The organism is Sphingobacterium detergens, from assembly GCF_003610355.1.
GTDB classification, from domain to species: Bacteria; Bacteroidota; Bacteroidia; order Sphingobacteriales; family Sphingobacteriaceae; genus Sphingobacterium; species Sphingobacterium detergens.
This window is the reverse complement of record NZ_RAPY01000001.1, coordinates 2,294,340-2,311,262: the sequence shown is the minus strand read 5'-3', so window position 1 is coordinate 2,311,262 and position 16,923 is coordinate 2,294,340. Positions and strand designations below refer to the sequence as shown.

At 42.2% G+C, this 16,923-nt stretch carries 15 protein-coding genes; 13 read left to right on the top strand and 2 right to left on the bottom strand.

The window, feature by feature from the left end:
* The first annotated feature begins 485 nt into the window (after positions 1 to 485).
* Genes DFQ12_RS09905 through DFQ12_RS09895 form a run of 3 tightly spaced genes read left to right on the top strand, consistent with a single transcriptional unit; the run spans position 486 to position 6,475 of the window.
* A complete protein-coding gene (locus DFQ12_RS09905; protein WP_120258762.1) occupies positions 486 to 3,833 on the top strand; it encodes a SusC/RagA family TonB-linked outer membrane protein in 3,348 nt (1,115 codons plus the stop codon).
* A 6-nt stretch (positions 3,834 to 3,839) separates the two neighbouring features.
* Positions 3,840 to 5,204: a RagB/SusD family nutrient uptake outer membrane protein gene (locus DFQ12_RS09900; protein ID WP_120258761.1), complete on the top strand. Its 1,365-nt coding sequence runs from the start codon at positions 3,840 to 3,842 to the stop codon at positions 5,202 to 5,204.
* Between the two features lie 5 nt (positions 5,205 to 5,209).
* A complete protein-coding gene (locus DFQ12_RS09895; protein WP_120258760.1) occupies positions 5,210 to 6,475 on the top strand; it encodes a TlpA family protein disulfide reductase in 1,266 nt (421 codons plus the stop codon).
* A gap of 98 nt (positions 6,476 to 6,573) precedes the next feature.
* Here the strand turns inward: DFQ12_RS09895 and DFQ12_RS09890 are convergent, their stop codons facing one another.
* Entirely contained in the window at positions 6,574 to 6,801 is a 228-nt protein-coding gene (locus DFQ12_RS09890) for a hypothetical protein (RefSeq protein WP_120258759.1), read from the bottom strand.
* A gap of 269 nt (positions 6,802 to 7,070) precedes the next feature.
* Positions 7,071 to 7,685 (bottom strand): cyclic nucleotide-binding domain-containing protein, encoded by a 615-nt coding sequence (locus DFQ12_RS09885; RefSeq protein ID WP_120258758.1) that lies wholly within the window; start codon positions 7,683 to 7,685, stop codon positions 7,071 to 7,073.
* A gap of 240 nt (positions 7,686 to 7,925) precedes the next feature.
* Between DFQ12_RS09885 and DFQ12_RS09880 the strand changes: the two genes are divergently transcribed.
* The 10 genes from DFQ12_RS09880 (at position 7,926) to DFQ12_RS09835 (ending at position 16,866) form a co-directional block, all read left to right on the top strand.
* Positions 7,926 to 8,930: a hypothetical protein gene (locus tag DFQ12_RS09880; protein WP_120258757.1), complete on the top strand. Its 1,005-nt coding sequence runs from the start codon at positions 7,926 to 7,928 to the stop codon at positions 8,928 to 8,930.
* Between the two features lie 170 nt (positions 8,931 to 9,100).
* On the top strand, positions 9,101 to 10,153 hold the full coding sequence (locus DFQ12_RS09875) for a hypothetical protein (RefSeq protein WP_120258756.1): 1,053 nt from the start codon (positions 9,101 to 9,103) through the stop codon (positions 10,151 to 10,153).
* Positions 10,154 to 10,261: 108 nt separating this feature from the next.
* Entirely contained in the window at positions 10,262 to 10,603 is a 342-nt protein-coding gene (locus tag DFQ12_RS09870) for a hypothetical protein (protein ID WP_120258755.1), read from the top strand.
* Between the two features lie 498 nt (positions 10,604 to 11,101).
* A complete protein-coding gene (locus DFQ12_RS09865) occupies positions 11,102 to 11,746 on the top strand; it encodes a DUF6266 family protein (protein ID WP_120258754.1) in 645 nt (214 codons plus the stop codon).
* 89 nt (positions 11,747 to 11,835) lie between these two features.
* Positions 11,836 to 12,390, top strand: a complete 555-nt coding sequence (locus DFQ12_RS09860) for a DUF6266 family protein (protein WP_147420376.1) — start codon at positions 11,836 to 11,838, stop codon at positions 12,388 to 12,390.
* 36 nt (positions 12,391 to 12,426) lie between these two features.
* Positions 12,427 to 12,813, top strand: a complete 387-nt coding sequence (locus tag DFQ12_RS09855; RefSeq protein ID WP_120258752.1) for a hypothetical protein — start codon at positions 12,427 to 12,429, stop codon at positions 12,811 to 12,813.
* Positions 12,732 to 13,322 carry a CHAP domain-containing protein gene (locus DFQ12_RS09850; RefSeq protein ID WP_244211707.1) on the top strand — a complete coding sequence of 197 codons (591 nt, stop codon included), beginning with the start codon at positions 12,732 to 12,734 and terminating at the stop codon, positions 13,320 to 13,322. The genes DFQ12_RS09855 and DFQ12_RS09850 overlap by 82 nt, the downstream gene beginning before the upstream one ends.
* A 37-nt stretch (positions 13,323 to 13,359) precedes the next feature.
* The gene (locus DFQ12_RS09845; RefSeq protein ID WP_147420375.1) at positions 13,360 to 13,782 is read left to right on the top strand and encodes a hypothetical protein; all 423 of its coding nucleotides are present in this window, start codon (positions 13,360 to 13,362) and stop codon (positions 13,780 to 13,782) included.
* Positions 13,783 to 14,364: 582 nt separating this feature from the next.
* The gene (locus DFQ12_RS09840) at positions 14,365 to 15,147 is read left to right on the top strand and encodes a LuxR family transcriptional regulator (protein WP_208642497.1); all 783 of its coding nucleotides are present in this window, start codon (positions 14,365 to 14,367) and stop codon (positions 15,145 to 15,147) included.
* Between the two features lie 138 nt (positions 15,148 to 15,285).
* Positions 15,286 to 16,866, top strand: a complete 1,581-nt coding sequence (locus DFQ12_RS09835) for a murein L,D-transpeptidase catalytic domain-containing protein (RefSeq protein ID WP_120258750.1) — start codon at positions 15,286 to 15,288, stop codon at positions 16,864 to 16,866.
* Positions 16,867 to 16,923 lie beyond the last annotated feature (57 nt).

Here is a 16,923-nt window from a genome sequence, read left to right as displayed (position 1 = left end):
TCTTAATAGGTGGTAGCACTTATGAGTCTTGTCTACGAAACCTGAGAAATTTCAAATGGAACAAGGCGATAAGTGGATCAAAACGCCCGTCGGTAATGGCGCGGCGTCCGCTTACTCGTTCCATAGGCTTCTCAGGGCCGCGTAGACAGTAGGTTGGATGCCGCGCCATTGTTGGTTTCTACACTTGCCACAAGACTCGTTGCAATAAACAAACGAGTTATGAACAAAAAACAAATTACTAAAAACAAAATCAGGCCAGCGGAGTAGCTCTGCAAGCAAAGTCATATGATGACTTCCTCTAATCTTGAAGAGCGTAGCGACCCAATTATTTACCTAGAAAATCTCAATAAAACGCTCTTAGGTTGCAATTATCAATTATTTTTTATTTGTGACCTAAGCTAGGCTTAGGAGCAAAAGCGATGCGTTTGTAAGTATCAAAGAGGATTCTAATCCAAGCAGGTCACAGCCCATTAACACCTTTAAAAATGACTCATTTTTACAAGGGTGGAAGTGAACTGCCTATTGGTACGCAATGCTCCTGCCCACAACTAACTAAATCGAACTGCTTAAAGTTGACAATCCTTTTCTGGGGTATTGTAATGTCTTCTATGTTTAGTTTATCAGCTCAAACGCCCCGCAAGGACAGCGGGGCCGATGGGCTAAATAATCTTATACTACAAGGTACTGTGGTTTCAGCTACAAATGGTAAGTCTTTGCAGGGAGTATCTATACGTGTCGATGCTCAAAAACAGCGAACAACATCCAAGGAGGATGGTAGTTTTACACTTCCGGTCAAACATAGAAACGGATTAATAAAATTTACTTACATAGGCTATAGGCCCTTTGAGGTCGAATACTCCACGGAAGTATCATTAACAATAAAAATGATACCGCTAGAGAATCAATTGGAAGAGGTGGAGGTCGTCTCCACAGGCTACCAAAAGATTCCTAAAGAAAGGGCAACAGGCAGCTTTGAATTCGTTGACAATAAACTTCTCAATCGTAAAGTATCCACCGATTTTGTGAGCAGGCTGGAGGATGTGGTGCCCGGGCTTTCCAGTGCAAAGATGTCACCTGACCTGAGAGGGAATTATTTGAATATCAATGTCAGGGGCGAGAGTACCTTGTCGCCAGATAAGTTCCCCTTGTTGGTCATCGATGGTATCCCCTATGAAAGTAAGTTCGCCGCCTATGGCTTAGCAAATTTTAATAATATCAATCCCAATGATATCGAAAATGTCACGGTTTTAAAGGATGCCGCCGCTGCATCCATCTGGGGTGCCCGTGCTGGAAATGGTGTTATTGTAATTACTACTAAAAAAGGCAAGTTCAATGAAAAGACCAATATTGATTTTAATATGAACGTCAGCATAAAAGACAAGCCTGATCTCTATTATTACCCCCAGATAGGAACTTCCGACTATATTGATCTGATCGGCGACCTGTTTAACCGGGGCCGGTACAATGCTACGCTTGGATACTGGGGTAATAATGTGGAGCCTATCGTACAGCGTATGAAAGACCACAAAGACGGCGAAATCTCCGAAGAACAGCTAAAGGCTGAACTGGATCAATTAAGGGGCTACGATATGAGGGACGATTTTCGCAAATATATCTATCGGAAGGCAGTCAACCAGCAATATAGTGTACGGATTAATGCAGGTGGTGACAAAGTCAATGCCTCAATAGGGGTAGGATACGATAAGAATCTGAATGAGCTGGTGACCTCAAGCTATAATCGGATGAATCTGCAGGGCAACATGCAGTTTAGACCTATTCAAAATCTGTTGATCAATCTCGGGCTTACCTATTCTGAATCAAAGAAGAATGATAGCTTTTATGGGGTCGGGTACAATGCATTGGGCAATGGTATAGCCAATGCTCCCTATATGCGGCTTGCGGACGATAATGGAAATCCTTTGGAAGTATACATTCCGGCATTCAATCCTACCTTTCAGGACACCGTCGCCGGGGGCAGGTTACTTGACTGGAGCTATAAACCCCTGAAAGAACTGTATGATTCTAGATCAGAACAGATCAACAGAGAAATAATGTCCAATCTTTCCGTGCAATATGCATTTCCATTTGGACTCAGTATTCAGGGGTTATATGCCTTACAGCGAAATATAAATCCCATTGTCGAGTGGAAGGGAATAAATACGTTTCAGCAGCGTTTCGAAATCAACAATTTCGTTACCTGGGATGATAAGCAGGTGTATTGGAATATGCCTGTCGGAGATTACCGCTATGAACTGAATGCGTCAAGTTTTTCCCATCAGGGAAGGTTGACTGCCGACTTTAACAGGTCTTGGGGCAAAGGGCATCAAGTATCTCTGTTGGCAGGTTTTGATATCCGTGAGGTGGGGCAGGATATGCGTGCCTCCCAATATTTTGGCTTTGATCCTGAGGACGGGACATTTCAGCCTATGCAGTTGGGACGTGAAATACAGATGATGAACGGGCTGCTCGGTGTGAACAACCTGCCCGACCGGAATGTCTTTGATCAGCTTCGAAATCGCTTTGTCTCCTATTACGGAAACGGTTCGTATAGCTACCTGAAAAGATATATTCTGAGCGGCAGTTTCCGCAAGGATGCATCCAATCTGTTTGGGGTGAAAAGCAATAATAAGGGGCAGCCATTCTGGTCGCTGGGTCTAGCTTGGGTGGTTACGGAAGAGGAATTTTTGAAAGATAGTCCATTCTCACTGCTAAAACTGCGCTCCACATTTGGGTACAACGGCAATGTGAATAACACCATTTCGGCCTATCCGGTCATGAAGGTGGAGACCATTCCGAATGGGGCCACCGGACAAAATTATGCACAGATCAATGTACCACCAAATCCCAAATTGCGATGGGAACGTGTAGGTATTCTCAATCTGGGAATGGACTTTGGCTTAAAGGGCAACAGGTTGAACGGAAGTGTACAGTATTATCATAAAACACCAAAAGATCTGATCGCAGACGGTCAGGTAGATCCGACCGTTGGGTTTGCATCACTCATGATGAATGTAGCAAATCTAGATACAAAAGGCTGGGATATCTCGCTTAATGGAAAGCCTTTTGTAACTGGGAACTGGGAATGGAACAGCAATTTGGTATTTGCCTATAACCGTACAAAGGTTGTCAAAGCATTTCTGTCAAATGACAATGCGCAATACAATGTGAGCAAGGCGCTTTCTTTTCAAAAGACAGCTATTGAAGGAATGGACCTCTATAGTCTCTTAACGTATAGATGGGCAGGGCTGGATCCTGAAGATGGTGCTGTCAGGGCTTACTTAAATGGAGAAGTGTCGAAAGATTACATCGCTATATTAAATGCCAAGGTGTCTAGTTTACAAAATCATGGCTCACAGATGCCGTTATATTTTGGGTCGTTCAGAAATAGCATCCGCTTTAAAAATGTGGAGCTTTCGTGGAATATTTCGTATCAGCTGGGACACAAATTTATTCGTACTACTTTTAATAATTATTCCTTTTTAAATGTTGGTGCCGGCCATACTGACTATGCCCATCGTTGGCAAAATCCGGGCGATGAACAGCATACGGATGTCCCTGCTTTTATCTATCCAAGTAATTCTGCGGCAAGCAATATTTATGTGAGCTCCTCTGCATTGGTGGAGAATGCCGGACAGATTAAACTGCGTGATATCCAGTGTAGCCTGCAGCTGCCCCAATTGGCCAGATATGGTTTTAAAAATATGAGAATTTATAGCTACATACAGCATGTGGCGACGCTATGGCGGGGTAACAAAAAAGGGATAGATCCTGAATATGGTAAGTGGATCCCTGATCCGATGATGATCTCCTTTGGTCTTAATTTTAATCTTTAAACCGTTATGATGATGAATAGAATTTTTATTTTGATCCTAGCAGTACTGGCTATCACAGTTCTTTCCTGCAATAAATACCTGGATTTAAAACCTGATATTAAAATGGCCATACCCAATACACTGGAGGACGCCAATCTATTACTGAATGATTATACCAATCTGAATGGTGGCTATCCCATATGGGGCGAAATTGGAACTGACGACTATTACCTCACTAAAGAGCGCTGGGAATCAGCTTCCAATGTCGAACAGCGAAATGCCTATCTGTGGGCTGATGAGCCTTATCTGGATATCGTGCAATGGCAACGCCCTTACAAGACGGTGTATATTGCCAATCAGGTGTTGGATGTTCTTTCTAAACTCAATCCCGCAGAAAATACCAAAGAATATAAGCGCCTGACAGGTGGTGCTTTTTTCTATCGGGCATTCGCCATACAGCAACTGGCGGCGGTTCATTGTCCTACTTATGTTCAGTCGCGAGCAGCAAATGAGCAGGGGCTTCCCCTGCGATCTAGCCCAAATCTGGATGAGGTGTCCCAAAGGTCATCCCTACAGGAGACTTATGCCCAGATTATCGCTGATTTCACGAGGGCTGCTGCCAACCTTCCTGAAGTTGAAGCAGTAAAGGGGCGCCCCTCGAAAGCAGCCGCCTATGCTGCGCTTGCAAGAGTGAATCTTGATATGGGAGATTTCGCCGGAGCTTATCTATTTGCAGATTCCTGTCTTAGGTTGAGTCCGGACCTATTGGATTACAACTCCCTCAAAATCACAGATGCATTGCCGATTCCGCGATTTAATATAGAAGTGCTGTTCCCCGCTTTAAGTGTAAACCTAGGGATCCTCGGTGCGACAAATGCATTGATCGATACGTCATTGTATCAGTCGTATGATGCGAATGATTTGCGAAAATCAATATTTTTCAGAAGCAATGCCAACCCATCAGGATCCTTTTATTTTAAGGGAAGCTACGATAAGAATGCTGCTACAATGTTTGTGGGGATTACGACAAGTGAGATTTACCTGGTTAAAGCGGAGGCGGCATGTCGGATAGGGAAGGTAAGTGAGGCGTTGTCTGCATTAAATACATTATTGAAGATGCGATGGAATAAAAATGTGCCCGTCGAAATCAAAGAATCGGATCCAGATAAGTTGCTGAAAATAATTTTGGAGGAGCGAAGGCGTGAACTGGTTTTCCGGGGACGGAGATGGGCGGATCTGAAAAGATTGAATCTGGATCCCCGATTTCAAAAGACACTGGAACGGAGAATTGGAAATGAGGTATACAAACTTAATCCAAATAGCACACAGTATGCTTTTAGACTAGCGGAGCCGGTGATCATCATCGGTGGATTAGATCAAAATAAACGATAATTAACATGAAAACAACGAACAAAAATATTTTAGTATTTATACTGTTATTATGCTGTGTTTCCCTCGGCGCACAGCCAAACTTCAAACCAGATTTGGCGAAAAGTTTAAAAGTAGGTGATACCTTCATTGCTCCAAAAGCTGTCTTGTCCATGCGAGGTGATGGCAAAGCCATCGACTGGAAAAAATTGGAGGAGAAAGTTATCTTGCTTGATTTTTTTGACTCCTTCTGTGCAAGCTGTATTAAGATCATGCCCAAGCTACAGAAACTGCAGGAGCAATATGGTGACAAAATAAAGGTGATCACTGTGACCTGGCAAGATAGACAGACGATGGAAAAATTATTTGCAACGAATGGCTATCTAAAAGAACATCAGGTCAATCTTCCGGTGATCTATAATGACAGCTATTTAAAGGGACTGTTTCCGCATCAAGGAGTGCCGCATGAAGTGCTTTTATATAAAGGTAAGGTGCAGGCCATTACTTCAAGTGAATTTATCACACAACAAAATCTATTGCAGCTCTATAATGTAGGGAAAATTGATCTTCCCCTTAAAGATGACTATGGGAAAGCTGATCTTTTCCATAAGACAGATCTAAATGCTGAAAAATTAAAAGCTGGTGTAATGATTTCAGGGTATCAAAATGGTATTCCCTTTCAGGCTTGGGAATTTGTGCAGGATACCGTAACCGGGCAGTATAAAAGTTCATCCTATAATAACTCATTATTGGCTTCCTTAAGGGCACTTGCTAATAAAGCAAAGATTAATACCAGTATCTATATGCCCAGAAAAGAAAGAGTAATATTAAATGTTAAGGACACAGGTATTTATGACGATTTTGAGAGAAAGGGCTTTGAATCATGGCTCATTAATAATGGATTTTGCTATGAACGGTACGATCAATTTAAACGGTCAGACTCTGCTCAGGCGAGGGTAATTTTGGAAGATTTTAGAAATTTCTTTGGTATAAATGTCTTCGAGACAAAATGTAAGATCAAGACATTGGTACTCAAATCATGCTCACCGGCAAAAGGCCCAAGGGTAATGGCACCGAAAATCACCCGAATAAATACAAGTGAAGCCTTGGTGCTTTCTTTGGATTATTCAGAAAAGTTTCCGCCTGCTAAAGATAAGGTGAATTACAGAGGAACAATAGAATTAAATCCCTTTGACACCCTTGACCAATTAAACGGCCAGTTGGTTTATTATGGTATTAAAGCTGAAATTGGTATGGAAGAAATGGATGTATTGGTCATAGAGGAAAGCAAATAGATTGCAGAAATTTTCAGTCTATCAATATTTAATAATAAAAAGGAGGATCTGGTGCGCCAGATCCTCCTATAATAAGCATTATGCTGCTATCCTCTTAATTAAGCGGGACGAACTTTTAATTTCACATTAGTCGTGTTTGCCTGATTGTTCAGTGCTTGCACCATTTCCGAAAGGATATTTGTATCCAAATCGGGGTGACCACCGTCATTAGTAGCTTGGATCGCACACAGTTGTTGTGGCGTCCCGGTACATGATGGTTGTGAACCTGATAATGTGTAGTCGGCTGGATCAGCTGGATCCGAGCCTGTAAAAGAAAACCATGCCATAAGGACTCCGTTCTTTAAAGATTAAAAAATATCATAATTTACTCCATATTGGTCACGCCCCATTATTGGAACGGCTGTGCTGCCTCGGTCCTCGAGCTAGCAATCAGCTTTGTATTTTGGCTGTACCCCTTGGGGAAATACTGCAAATTTATACCGAAACCATTTTCTGTTTTTCCCCATGTCCTAGATCTTTCAATTTTTTCTTCTTTCGTTAATTTAAAGATATTGCAGGATTTTTGGCCAAAACGAGGACATAAGATGACCTATAATCACCTCCGTCGCACATATAATTGCTTGGCTCGACGAATAGATCGCACCGACATATGTAATAGTCGAGCCTGCTCGGTCTGACTAAGCGCTTGACAGAGCTGCGGCAAGTGATCCGCGAAATAGAAATAACGGTCTGTGGATATAAGCAATGAATCCATTACCCGGAGATGGTCAAGCTGGTATTTTTTCTTATTGACCAAGAGATCAATCAAGGTGTCAATAGCCTTTTCTTGATTGCGAAAGGGGCCTATGGCTTTGTAAGGAATCTTGAGGACTAATCCCGATTTTAAACAGACAATATCCCCCAAAGCAGGACTTTTGCTAAAAAAATGCATGGTCGTAAAGAATCCCATATGGGGTAAGGCCACGGTCATGATCAGTCGTTCGTCTCGATCAGGGCAATAACGCTCTTTTGCCAATATACCTACCAATACAATGTAGAGTGTGGATTGCATATGTGGTGTCTCCGATAGGATCTGACCTCTTGTCATCGGTATAATCTCCCCATTTTTCAATAGCCAGCGTTTATGGAAGTCCTCGAGCTCCGGATGCAATTTTTCCCAATAGGTATAAAATGTCAGGAGTGCTTCTTTTTCAGAATAGTATGTTCCCATTTAGTCAACTCGTTGTTATAATATGGCAATGGCATGCTCAGTAGTAGGCCGTTTGCGCATAAGGTTTATATATGTTCTCGATATTCATCAGGAAATGAATTTCGAATAAAGTAAATTTAGGCCCTTAGTAGGTCATTCGGAAGGTAATTGTTTTACCAAAGAGCCAGCATTTAGGTAAATATATTACCTATGTTGGAGCTGTTTAAAATAATATATTTACAGCCAATTATTTGACCGATTATGATTGAAACAAAAAGTAAACCCAGGTGGTATGATTATCTTATCTGCATTGTTGTCGGTATTCTAGTGGTGGCTAGCTGTAATTTTGTGGCCTATATCCCTGCGCTCCGGTCTTTACCTGAGCCCCTTTATGATAAAATGATTGTCGATCGGATAAGCTGGTCTCTATCATTTGCAACCATTTTTTATGGATTTTGGTTTTGGATAGTCGTTATGATGGCACAAGCAGATTTTAAACATAAACCGCCCAATGATCTCGTATTATGGGCTATTGTCCCTTATACATTCTCTAACTTATTCTTTGGATATGGCCTCTTTAGTGACAGACGGAGTAGTAGTGCACTGGCGGAAGCTTTAGATGAAGTGTATATTTCTAGGGTCGAACCAGAAATCATGGCTTTTTATCAACAGGCTGATTTAAAATATTACTTATCCGCAATACTAATTGGCTATTTTGTATTGATCTACTTCAGAGGATACCGAAAACGAATGTTTGCAATTTTGAGTGCCCAATCAAAAAAAACACCTAAAAAAATGAAATCAAAAGATCGTGAAGACAAGAAATTAATAGACGAAGCACAAAAACTTGCCAATACATTTGCTGATACAGACAAAGTTAAATCTACTGATCCAGCTAGGGAGGGAGTAGATGTGGACTTCTTTGCGTTTATTTATGGGGAAGGTTTTGATTATGTCATCATTAACGAAGGGCATGTCGTCCCTTTTTTTAATAAGGACGATGAGCCGCTTGACACCATCTTTGAAGGAATTTTTGTACAGATTAATAGGACGCTTTATATTCGTGCTGACCATATTATGTTATTTGACCTAGAAAAGCTCTATATTATTATATCTCCAATGCTTGAAGAGCTGTTTGAGAAGATCACCAAACAAAGTGTACAAAATAAACTTTATTCTTACCGCTGTCTGCATAAGCCGAAAAGCTATTACCAGATCGAGCCTAGGTTGGTGGAAAAAATAAAAAGTAGATTCAAAATGGATTAACAAAAGATCAAAATTTTACTTTTAGCTGCCTGTTGGTAAAAATTTTACCGTTAGATAAATCGTTTGGTAAAATAGTTGTATCATATAAAGTTTTATTTTTAATCAATTAAGGTTTGTATTATATTTAAAGTTTATTATTTTAAATAATTAACTTTAGCGTTATCCAGTTTATGCAACCTGATATTGATATACAACTTATCCTGTTTCAGATTATCGAAGAAAAAATAAAAGACCCTGATCGAACGACATCGGAAATGATGGAATTGCTTTGCATTGAAAAGCGTTCGCTGCGCAATCGGCAAAGGGGTACGACGTATTTGACTGGTCCCGAGTTTTATAGGCTTGCTCGCCATTTCGATGTCCGTATGTACGATATCGAACGACAATTGCAACAGCAGGCAGCAGCAGAAGCCAGACCTGAAAAATCATCGGGTTTTGCACCACAGACTGTATTGTCAATCGACTCCAGTTATATACCACTGTTGCGCCTCGAATTTACGGACCTTCTGCAATATATCGAGGCCCTCTGCGAGGAAATGGAAACCTTGGCCAGCAGGGACAGTCCCTGGATAAAAATGGTATGTTCCGAGGTGCCACTGTTTCATCTGGTGGGCTTTGAGCAACTGGCTTTTTTTAAGATCTTTATGTACTATCATCATATTGTGGATGAAAGAATCACCTTTGAAGAGTTTCTGAGAAAAGTAAAGCACTTTGACTTGTCATTACGCTTTCGTACCATATTTGAAAGCTATGCTGCTATTGGCAGTGAAGAAATATGGGATAGACATACTTTTGAAAAACTGCTCCGGCTCATTGATGAGTGTTATGTATATGGTAAGTTTGAACAGCAAGAGACTGTTGAAGGGTTGCTGGCTGAGGTCGATGAGCTCGTGAAATACCTCAATCCCATCATTCTGGAAGGTAAAAAAATAAAGGGAGCATGGATCGAACTCTATGATTTTGAATCTGTCATGCGCGAGGGTATTACACTAATGGGAGCGGGTAATAAGCCCAAAAAGGCATTTTTTACCTTATTTATGCTGCAAAATGTCAGCACCACCCATCCAGAAATCCTGTCCTTTCTGGAGCGGGTATTTCATGCAATTTTAAGACGGTCCAATCTGATGGTCAAAAGCTCAAGTCGGCTCAAAAGTAAATTTCTCAATTTACTTTCTGAACAGGCTATGCAATACCGAAATAAAATTCTTAAAAGTCATGAATAATGGGATGGGGTAAGTGGTGTAGGTATGAAAATCTTCAATTATTATAAACCCGATCAATTGGTTTTCCGACTGTGAAAGGGGAGGGCGATTGATCCTAAATTCCAGTCTATGAATAAATATTTACATTGTGAGGGCTGTTTTGACATTTCTGCTAAGCCAAAAGAATGTCGCCAGCCCTGTTTGCACGACGCATTCAGGTATCTTGTTGACAAGATCACCGATTCTTCCGAGCAGATCAAAGCGTTGATTCTCCGAAAACTGCCCGATCCTCCGCTGGAACTGGTGCATAGCAAAGAAGTATGCCGCTACGTAGGCATTGTTTCAAAAACACTCTACCGCTGTGAAAAACAGGGCTTGATACTTCCATTCAAAAAAGACCATACCGGCAAGTATTTTTTACATACGGATATGGTAGCCTTCAAAAAGAAATACCACCACCTCGCGGATTAATTTTCCCAAAATCCGAACACTTTTCTTCTTTCGTTTGATTTCGTTTTTTTTAGATAGCAAAGCTTTCTCCTTTCAATTTCCCGTCCCTTATTCAAGGCTTCTTCGCTACGGCTTCATACCATGTTCGCATTCACTGCTATATTCCGCTACATATCCTCCACTAATTCCCTACCAAAAGAGTAGGAAAACAGTAGATAATAAGTAGAGAAACAGTTAATAAATGCCGAATCAGGTACGGATAGGGCACGACGCAGGATTGAAGCAATATCGCGGCAATAGCGGATTGGCCTGGTTACAGAGACCTTTTTGGCAGGGACAGCGAACGGACAATTGTATGCCCTGTAAATCCTAGGAAAACTAGGGCTAGGACAGCGACCGGACTATCCGATTTTCTGCCTTGAAATTGCCAATTATCGATTTTATGTTTGTTGCTGTAAAGCATGATATACCGGTAAAAATCAAGTTTTTACATGTTTTAAACTTTAAAAAAATAATAACATGGGAACAATTAGAAAAGGTGCAAATGGTGGATTCAGTGGTAAGGCTGGATCAGTAATAGGGGCCAGCTGGAAAAGCATTGATTACATCCGTGGGCTTTCAAAAAAGAGCAACAAGCCTGCGACTGAGGAGCAACTGATTCAGCAGGCTCGGTTCTACACCATTGCCAAATTTATTATGCCTATCGCGCCCTTTGTGCAGGTAGGCTTTTCGCAGATCAATGCGAATACGATGACGCCAACAAATGCGGCGCTGCAGGCCAATATCAAGACTGCTGTGGTGGGTACATACCCCAACTTTGTGCTTGACTATGCTAAGGTACAAATTTCCCAGGGGAGTTTGCAACCCGGCGGTACAGTAAAGGCAGAGGTAGCCACCGGAATGTTGATGATCAGTTGGACAAATAAGGCGATTGCCATTCAAAACGGGCAATTGGACGACCTTGTCTACATCTTATTATACCATCCGGAGCTGGACGAATTCCTGACAGCTCCCGAACCTCCAACTCGGGGCTTGGGGACGGTAGATATCGAGCTGCCAGAACACTTCCTCGGAGGTAAAGGACAGCTTTGGCTCTTCTTTGCTGATCGCAAGAACAAGCGAATCAGTCGGACAAACTATCTAGGTGAACTAGACCTGGTCTAGTGAGTTAACGAGATGGCCGGTACAGGGTGCCGGTCATCTTATAATTATTGTTTACCCTCGCATAGATGCGGGAGTTAATATTAAATAAAATGAAAATACTAGCGAAACAAAAAGAAAGTAAAGCTTTTGTGGTTAATGGAACTGAAACGGTTCGGATGAAATTCACCAAAGCAAGAAAGTTCCTGAATCCGGTGAATTATATCGTGCAGATGGGCTATAAATCACGTAAAAATAGAAAGACGCCTATCGGTCGGGCGATGTCCGCCATATTGCAGAGTGCCATGATCGGTACTTATCCCAATATTGAGGTAGACCCTGCCAAAGCGAAACTGAGTGCCGGCGTGAAGTCCGCGTTGAAAGTATATTCATTAGAGCGAATAGGAGCAGATATCGCGCTCAGCTGGAATCCGGTAACGGATAAAGTGAAACGCAATGAATGGGATGATGGGATCATCCTATGTGCTTACGCTATCGCGCATGAACTGGCGGCGATCAATGAAGAAGCAGCCCTGAGGTATGATGGCAAGTTGCAGCTGCGGCTGCCAGAAGGAATGGAAGAGCTGCCCGTACATCTGTACTTGATTGTACATGATAGAGACAAAGCTAATTTTTCTGATAGCCAATACTTAGGGCTATTTGCTTAGGTACTATACATTGGATTATTAAATAATTTATTACAAATGAAAATATTACAAAACGAAATGGTCACTGGTATCGAGGATATCTATTGGCCTTTAACAAGTAGGCAGCTGCTCGGAATAGTGCTGGCCAGTCTGCTCGTATTTTTTATTTCAGCAGGAATTTTGCTTCAGGCAATAGATCCCACAGCTGGCGTACTGGATATCGGTATTCTCTCCGTGCTGTTATTTGGTATTCTAGCAGGATTGCTCGCAATTTACTGCTGTTACTGGTTGCAAGAGATTCTTTGGCAGCCTTTTAAATTCTTTAGGCAAGACCTTAGTTATCACTTTAATCAATTGACATCATGGCAACAATGTATTCTTTATTTTACGGTGTACTTTTTATCACTGTTCTCTTTCTTGGCGGTATTGGCTATCGTGCTGTAGAGCGAGAAATAGCAGAAGTTCAGCCCAAGTCTATGGCTATGGGGGCCAGACCTGGACCTCAGGATCGCATGGTCGCTCTTCGCAAACGTATTGTGGATATCGCCGTAGGAGAGATCGGTGTCCGCGAAGTGACAGGCAGCAATGATGGCTCAAAAGTGGAAGAATATCTGGCCTATACAGACCTTGGGAAAGGGCACGCCTGGTGTGCGGCTTTTGTATCATGGTGTTACAGTCAGGCTGGGCATTTGGTACCACGCAATGCCTGGAGTCCAGCGCTATTTCCCATAGCTCGGCGCTATACCAGTCAGCAGATCCGGGCGGGGAGCATCCGGCCGGCGGATCTATTTGCCATCTATAACCAAAGGCTGGGACGGATCAACCATGTGGGGATCGTCCGGAAAATCGAAGGCAACTGGCTGCTGACGATTGAAGGAAACGTAGCGGATCGGGTACTCTCCAAGCGGCGGCCTCGGGCTACGGTCTATGCATTTTCAAATTGGCTGGACTGAGGGGAGGGAGGCTATGGAAATAAAAAGAACTCGTATTTTGTCTATACTCATTGGCGTGTTTACGCTAGCTTCCTGCAAGATATATGAAAATAAAAAGCGCGATAAACGAGAAGAATTTGAAATGGACTGGCAGCATAGCGAACAGCGTCAGCGGCTGTATACCTTCCGGCAGGATACGCTTTCCCGCTTGTGGTATTTCTGGACGGACAGCGCTTTTCGCTTCCATGCAGATAGCGGACTGTTCGCAAAGGCTGGGAACTTAATAGCGCAAGAATCGGGAAGAAGTAGGAGCAAACATATGCAGGACTTGGCTGAAAAAAACGAACATGGAAAACAAAAAGATAACAAGCAGGAACGCAGCATCAACAAGATGCTATCTGCTACGTATTTTTGGTTTGTTGGCTTTGCCCTGGTTCTGCTTCTGCTTTGGAGATGGACCAGATCTCGTCTGTTGGTCTAGAAGTTCTTGGTAAGGAAACCTAAGGAGGTCGCTTCCAGATCTGCTCACTGGCATTTAAGGAGACAATTCAATCGTTGTCTCCTTTTTATTCTAATAGACAAAATAGTGAAATCTTTTTTAATTTTTACCGCTATGCTGCTAAGTATACGAGGTGCTTCTGCGCAGATGAAGTACGAAATCATGATGTCCAAATCTGAATTTGAGAAAACCAGGCAGCTTTATATTTTAAGCACAGAATAGATCATTAAAGACAGTATTGATCAATGGCCGCTGCTGAAGCTCAAGCTGATTGATTATGCAGACAATAAAATCAAGTATTATTTGGCCTTTTTGTATTTTATCTGCTAATCAATTGCCGCTCTGATTTTATGTCAAAGAAAATTGCATTGAAACTTGAAAATGTCCTTATAAAAACCAATATTTGAAGAGCCAAACGTTGAGCTTTAGTTAAATTATTTTGACTGATTCATTATTACCTTTGACTGCTTCAAAAAAGCAAAAAAAGGGATTTTGCCAGATACTGCTCAACTCGTAACCTGAGATAGCGATATAAACATTTAATAACCTTTGATTGACTGATTGATGAAACCTGAACAAAATGAGGACTTCTACCTTGAAGTACAAAAATATTGGAAGTCTGTTGTCCACAAAGCAGCAGTAATCGATCCCCTGCAACTTCATCAGCAGCTCGAAATCTATAGACGGCTATTCAATATCTTTCAGGCCGGTGATTATTATTTTTTGCTATTTGATATCTATCACGGGACCATTGCTGAAGCGAGCGCCGAAATGATGACGGTATTGGGCTTTGAGCCAAAAGAGATCAACATGGCTTTTTTTATGGATCACATACATCCACAGGATATGCCTTATTTTCTGACTTTCGAACGTCAGGTTACTGACTTTTTCAATCAGATCCCGGTAGATAAAATCTGTCATTACAAGGTACAATATGATTTAAGGGTCCGGAAAAAGGATGGTCATTATGCCCGTTTATTAATTCAGTATGTGGTGGTCAATCATGAAGAACGAAACATTTATCATAGCTTGCATGTGCATACCGATATTACGCATATCCAAAAAAATAGTCATCCCAATTTTTCGATTATCGGCCTGCATGGTGAACCGTCTTTTTACAATATTCAGGATGGGGCCATTACTTTTGCCCAAAAGTTACTTTTTACCGATCGGGAAAGGGAAATTCTAAAAGCCATTGTCGAGGGGTTGAATAGCAATGAGATTGCAAAGCTCCTGTGCTTAAGCATCCATACCATTAATTCTCACCGTAAAAATATTTTAGCAAAGGCGGCTGTCAAAACACCACTACAACTGATCAAAAAATCCATTGAGGAAGGCTGGATTTAGTTTCTATAAAATATCACTAGGACTAGCTATTTTCTTGTGCCATTGCATTTGGTAAATTTATAGGACCAGATAGATCGTTTGTGATCTTGGGGGTATTAGCCATATATAAATTGTGTCAAGCATATTAAAACCAGTGTTATGAAAACAATTTCAATAATTCCTTCATTTGGAGACAAAGGACAACATGTAGAGGCTGTCCAGATCAAACTGACCGAATTAGGTTACAGTTTGGGCAATATTGATGGGGCCTATGGAAACCAGACCAAAAATGCCATCAGTTCCTTTCGGGAGGCGCATAATCTGGACGGAAATGGGCAACTGGACGCCGCAGTATTGAAGCTGCTGGGCCTCACGGTGGAAAAACAGCTCAGCGATGATCCCTTTGTCGCGATCCCAAGCTTAGTGGACCGGACGGGCATTTCAAAAACAAGGTGGGAGAATGGCAATCGGGGACAGGCTCCATACGGCTTTTACTATGGTATGGGATTGCTCTACGCAAATCTATACGAAGGGCTAAAAAAGGAAGATCGCGTAGCACAAGAGGTGGCAAAGCCTCTAGGGGATAAGCGCGATAAAGACGCGCTCTTGCGTTTTAAGGAGTTGATCAGCAAGGAGACAGCAAATGAATTGGGCACGGCGGAGGATCGCCTACGTGGATTGTTTGTGATGCTTTTCGGTCTGGGGCTGATGGAAAGCAATGGAAAGCATTGTTGTGGCTGGGATCGCGGTAAGCTCAAAGGATGGGGCGATCCGACAAAGATAAAGGTGCCGACAGCCGAAAACTCGGAGGCAGGACTCTTTCAGACCAGTTATGATATTCTGGAAGCTGTTTCGGCATCCGGCCGGAAACTCATGCTGGAAATTTTCAAGAAATATCAATTGTCGCAGGATGGTACCATTGCGCTGTTTGCTAAAGGTGCGCAGTGTAGTCTGCAGGATGCGGAAAACTACGGCGAAGGGGAGGGTAAGGTGTTTCAGTACTTGTCCAAAACGAGTCCGGCCTTTTCGGTCGAGTTTACTGCGGTAGGATTGCGTAGTGCTGCCCGACATTGGAACCCGATCATCAATGTCGGCGATCACGAAGATGGCCTACAGATAAAAAAAGGATGTGATGACCTGTTAAAGGATATTCAAGCCTATGTGGATCATTACCTCGATGCTGAACCTCAAAATATGTGGGTATTACCAAAGTTAGGTACAACGCAAAGCGATCCGTTAAAACAGCAGGCATTGGCGCTAGCAGGAGAAATTGGACAAAAGGATCAATTGCAGGCGCTATTTGACTTTGATTCAAAAAGCAAGGCCAACTATTGGGCGATTGTGGATTACAATAAACCGCGCACCGAAAAACGATTGTTTATTTTTGATCTTCAAAATAAGGAAGTAAAAAGCTATATGGTGTCACATGCTAAAAATTCGGGTGACCTATATGCGACTGAATTTTCGAATGAAATTGGCTCCAATAAATCCTGTCTGGGAATTTTTAAGACAGGCAAAACGTATATCAGCGACAAAAATGGTCGTTCGCTCTATCTGGATGGATTGCAGGAAACCAATAGCAATACACGTGAACGATATATTGTGCTGCATCCCGGCGAGTATGTTACCGATAAAAATGCGGGGCGGTCGCTGGGCTGTTTTGTGGTAAGCCCTGTTTATATCAAGGAAGTAATTGACCACCTCCAGGGTGGATCGTATCTGCTGGCCTGGCGTTCTTGATCGGCGAGGTGGGCAACCTTTACGCTGTTATAACTTCCACCGTTACCTGAACAGTGG

Excerpts from the sequence above, each read along its gene's own strand:
- DFQ12_RS09905 (WP_120258762.1), top strand. The coding sequence starts at position 486 with ATGACTCATTTTTACAAGGGTGGAAGTGAACTGCCTATTGGTACGCAA.
- DFQ12_RS09900 (WP_120258761.1), top strand. The coding sequence starts at position 3,840 with ATGATGATGAATAGAATTTTTATTTTGATCCTAGCAGTACTGGCTATC.
- DFQ12_RS09895 (WP_120258760.1), top strand. The coding sequence starts at position 5,210 with ATGAAAACAACGAACAAAAATATTTTAGTATTTATACTGTTATTATGC.
- DFQ12_RS09890 (WP_120258759.1), bottom strand. The coding sequence starts at position 6,801 with ATGGCATGGTTTTCTTTTACAGGCTCGGATCCAGCTGATCCAGCCGAC.
- DFQ12_RS09885 (WP_120258758.1), bottom strand. The coding sequence starts at position 7,685 with ATGGGAACATACTATTCTGAAAAAGAAGCACTCCTGACATTTTATACC.
- DFQ12_RS09880 (WP_120258757.1), top strand. The coding sequence starts at position 7,926 with ATGATTGAAACAAAAAGTAAACCCAGGTGGTATGATTATCTTATCTGC.
- DFQ12_RS09875 (WP_120258756.1), top strand. The coding sequence starts at position 9,101 with ATGCAACCTGATATTGATATACAACTTATCCTGTTTCAGATTATCGAA.
- DFQ12_RS09870 (WP_120258755.1), top strand. The coding sequence starts at position 10,262 with ATGAATAAATATTTACATTGTGAGGGCTGTTTTGACATTTCTGCTAAG.
- DFQ12_RS09865 (WP_120258754.1), top strand. The coding sequence starts at position 11,102 with ATGGGAACAATTAGAAAAGGTGCAAATGGTGGATTCAGTGGTAAGGCT.
- DFQ12_RS09860 (WP_147420376.1), top strand. The coding sequence starts at position 11,836 with ATGAAAATACTAGCGAAACAAAAAGAAAGTAAAGCTTTTGTGGTTAAT.
- DFQ12_RS09855 (WP_120258752.1), top strand. The coding sequence starts at position 12,427 with ATGAAAATATTACAAAACGAAATGGTCACTGGTATCGAGGATATCTAT.
- DFQ12_RS09850 (WP_244211707.1), top strand. The coding sequence starts at position 12,732 with ATGGCAACAATGTATTCTTTATTTTACGGTGTACTTTTTATCACTGTT.
- DFQ12_RS09840 (WP_208642497.1), top strand. The coding sequence starts at position 14,365 with ATGAAACCTGAACAAAATGAGGACTTCTACCTTGAAGTACAAAAATAT.
- DFQ12_RS09835 (WP_120258750.1), top strand. The coding sequence starts at position 15,286 with ATGAAAACAATTTCAATAATTCCTTCATTTGGAGACAAAGGACAACAT.